The organism is Coleofasciculus sp. FACHB-712, assembly GCF_014695635.1.
Taxonomy (GTDB): domain Bacteria; phylum Cyanobacteriota; class Cyanobacteriia; order Cyanobacteriales; family FACHB-T130; genus FACHB-T130.
Genome location: NZ_JACJOQ010000544.1, coordinates 1 through 4,195 on the forward strand (window position 1 = coordinate 1; position 4,195 = coordinate 4,195).

A 4,195-nucleotide genomic window follows, 5' to 3' on the forward strand; every position below is an offset into this window, starting at 1 on the left:
ACAGAAGCCGCACCCGTTGTCAATAACAGCTGCTGTAACGGCAGATCGTTGTTTAGAGTCTTGACATCATCGACGCGAACAATTTCTTGGCGCAGGATTTTCTCAGTAAATGCGCCAAAGGCTTCATCCGGGAAAAAACCCACCCAACTACGAAGATCGGTCTTTTTGGCTTCCTTTACCGCTTCCCAGCTAACAGGCTCCATGTCAGGACGGTACCAGGAAAAGATGCACGTATCTAGGTGCAACCGATGATAGATTTCATGAACAGCCGTCTCTAGAATGGTATCTAGTTCTAAAGAGTTACGGATCTGGCTAGCTAAATGATTGAAAAGTTCTTCTTGAGCCGCCAGTTCTCGGAACCGGGCTTCCGATAGCCGCAACGCTTCCTCAGCGGCTTTGCGATCGGTGATGTCGGAGCAGATTGCTAAATACTGGAAAGGATTTCCTCGCTCGTCCAGAACAGGAACGATGGCAGTATCAACCCAGTAATAAGTTTCATCTTTAGCTCTGTTCTTAATTTGACCTCTCCAAACCTTGCCGCTAGAAATTGTTGACCAAAGCTTGCTAAAAAATTCTTGTGGATGATAAACAGAATTAAGAATTCGATGGTCTTGTCCTATCAGTTCTTTTGGGGAATATTTGGATATTTCACAAAATTTATCGTTGACATAGTTAATCATTCCTCTTCGATCGGTAATAGCAACAATCGCCGCCTGATCTAAGGCAAATTTGACGTCAGACAAATCTTTGAGCGATTTTTGGAGTGCTTCCTCTGCCTGCTTGCGTTTAATCCCTATGGCAATTTCATCGGCGGCAAATTCTAGCGCCTTGAAAATAGATTCGCTCAAGGTATGGCGGGTAAACATGGCAATCACCCCTACGAGCTGACCTTCGATTGTTAAGGGATAGCCAGCAAAAGCAACCATTCCCTCTCGCTTCGCCCAATCTTTATCGCTAACACGAGGATCGTCGAGGACAGAATTCGTTAAGTGTGGTTTTCGCTCTTGAGCAATCAGACCAATTTTGAATTGTCCGACTTTCACGCGGCGATGGTTCCCGTTTAGGTGAGTGTATATCCCTGCACTAGCTTGCAGCTCCAGTACGTTCTCCTCAACATTGAGCATCCAAATGCGGGCGAATGCTGCATCTAGGTGTTTAACCACAGCCAAGACGCAGCGTTGCAGGATACCTTGTAAAGTGTCGCTTTGGGTGAGGGCAGATCCAATATCAGCACGAAATGCGGCTAGTCTGGCTCGCTCTGCCAGGGCTTTTTCAGCAGCTTTCCGCTCAGTGATGTCGTGGAAGTAGACAGAAAGCCCCTCTTCACTGGGGTAGGCACGGACTTCAACCCAGATATCGAGAGCTGGGTAAAATTCTTCAAACGTGATAGAGACTTGTTCAGCAACACTCTGGTGATATTGATTGTAAAAATTTGAACCAATTGCAGCGGGAAACCGATCCCAAATATTATTGCCCAGAAGTTCTGACCGGGTTCTCTGTAAAAGTAGCTCTGCTTGCTTGTTGATATAGGTGAACTGCCACTGATGGTTGAGGGCATAAAAGGCATCCGTGATGCTTTCAAGAACCTTGAAGACTCGCCGGTTTGATGAGTGTAATGCCTCTTCTGTTTGCTTGCGATCGCTAATATCAAAGATTGCCCCGTCTAGACACAGAAGCTCTCCGGTGGAATTGAATATGCTCTGACCTTTCTCGTAGACCCATCGGATACTTCCATCGGCTCGAATGATTCGGTACTCAATGATAAAAGGCTGTTTTTTCTGCACAGCCTCCTGGATAAGCCTGTCCACTATCGCGGTATCTTCAGGATGAATAATACTGGCAAAACTGCGAACTTGATTGTGAATAAAGTCTCCAGGCGGATAACCAGAAATTTCTGCGATCGCATCGCTGATAAACTCCATCTTCCAGTCGTCATCGCAGCTACACCGATAGATGGCACCTGGAATATTAGCAACCAAAGCTCTGAATTGCTGCTCGCTTTCCTGCCGTGCTGTTTCGGCGTGTATGCGATCGCTAATGTCACGGGCAACCGCATAGATTAAACCTTCTGGAGCAAAGGGGACGCACGTCCACTCCAGCCATTTATAGGAACCGTCTTTACAGCCGTAGCGGTTTATAAAGGAGCTAACCATGACTCCGCTAGCAAGTTTCCTTGCCTCAGCAATGCTGGTTGCTCGATCTTCAGAATGAATAAAATTCAACAATGGCTTTGCTAAAATTTCTTCGCCAGTGTAGCCAAGTGTTGTTTCAAAAGCTGGGTTTATCTGCTTAAAATAGCCGTCAAACCCGACGACACAAAGCATATCGAATGAAAGGTTGAAGAAGCGATGAAGCTGTGCTTGGGTTTGCTTCAGTTCCTGGGTGTAGGTGCCGACGCTGCGGATTAGCTGGTTGAGGGAGGTTGTCAGGCGTCCAACTTCATCCTCGGTGATTACGGGTGCCTGGAGAGTAAAATTTGCTTGTTCGGTAACTTGCTGAGCAATTTGAGTTGCAGTTTCCAGAGGATGCGCGATCGCTCGACTGGAATAGCGGGCGATTATCGCGGCGATCGCAATTGACAGCAACATACTGGTAACAATTATCTGGATTCGCAGTTTCTCTACCTGCTGTAAAGCGATCGCTGTTTCTTCCTCATCGTGATTAGCAACCTCAATCAATTTTGTTAAATCATCTGAGAGACTATCAAACTTAAGCGCCTCCTGAGTATTGGTAAAATTCAGCAAGGAATTTTGGATTATTAGAACTGTTTCAGGCTGCAACCCACCATCTTTATCAATTTTCTTTAAGATTACATTTAGGTTTTGGCTATAAACTTCTACAGTTCCGTCGTAAGTTTTCAACCAATTTTCGACTTCTGCAATCTCTTGAGCTGAATGCTTGAATAATTGAGATTCATTACCAAATAATTTTACTTGTGAATAAAGTTTTTCAACCTTTTCAATTTTCTCTACTAAGCGCAAAACTTCGCTGTGAAACTCTTTTGGTTTTCTTAACTGATAAATTAACTGTTGCTGCTGGTTTCTTGCTTCTAGTACAGCAATTTTCAAACTACTCAAAAGATAAGCTTCTTGCTGTGCATATTTGAGTTGCTGGGACATCTGTCGCTGGTAATATTCGCCAACGAGCAGCCCTGCACTCGCCCCCAAAGTTGCTATTCCAATGGCAACTGCATATCCATAACCAATTTTCTGCCGGATACTTAAGCGACGGATTAGCTGTTTTAGCCAATTATTCGGAGGTCTTTTAGAATGGTTTTCCGGAACAAATACAGGATCTAATTTTATTTCCTCTTCAGACACTTTTGGCTTGAAAGACTGCATCAACAGAAAACCTCCGTAACTACCATTAATTTAGGCAATTCGTAAAATACTCATTTTTGCCTGAGAAGCTTCGTTTATTTATAAAAAGTTAGTAATATAAAGTTTTGATGAAGCGAATTAACGATGTATACCTACGCACAAATAAAGTTAACAGATAGGGTGATACTGATAATGACAAGTATGAATATTTAAAATCATCAAACTAAAAGGGTCTAATTGGAATCAGCAAAATAGCTGAATCTTAATATTTATCAAAAACCTATTGTGCGATCTCAGGAAAATTACGACATAGAAGCGTGCAGGACGTTGCTAGAGAGCTTGGCGATCCGATAAGCTTTTGCAAAATGCCTCTGAACTGAGTGCGCTGCACCCAGACCTGTCAATGACTAATACTCCTTCACTGATAAGCCAAGATGCTGGGACGACAGGAGCGATCGCTTCTACCGACACATCCATTTGGCCTAACCTGCTACAACAGCTACTCGATCGGCAATCCCTGCCTCATGACCAAGCCGCCTCTCTCATGCAGGCATGGTTAAACGAGGAAATTCCACCAGTGCTATCGGGGGCAATTTTAGCCGCCCTGCAAGCAAAGGGGGTTTCGGCAGACGAACTCGCTGGGATGGCTCAGGTGTTGCAGTCTCAATCCTCCCCACTCAGCCCACTCGCCGAGAAGGCGAAGCGCCCACAGTCCCCCATCCTCACTCCAGTCATTGACACCTGTGGAACTGGTGGAGATGGGGCATCAACCTTTAATATCTCTACCGCTGTTGCCTTTGTAGCCGCTGCTGCTGGCGTCTCAGTTGCCAAACATGGCAATCGCTCGGCTTCGAGCAAAGTTGGATCGGCGGATG

At 45.1% G+C, this 4,195-nt stretch carries 2 pseudogenes; one reads left to right on the forward strand and one right to left on the reverse strand.

Annotated elements, in window-relative coordinates:
• Positions 1-2,483, reverse strand: a pseudogene (locus tag H6F50_RS19025) (PAS domain S-box protein); the annotation flags it as partial.
• A 1,240-nt stretch (positions 2,484-3,723) separates the two neighbouring features.
• On the opposite strand from H6F50_RS19025, the pseudogene H6F50_RS19030 reads away from it, so the two are divergent.
• Positions 3,724-4,195 (forward strand): annotated as a pseudogene (locus tag H6F50_RS19030) (anthranilate phosphoribosyltransferase); the annotation flags it as partial.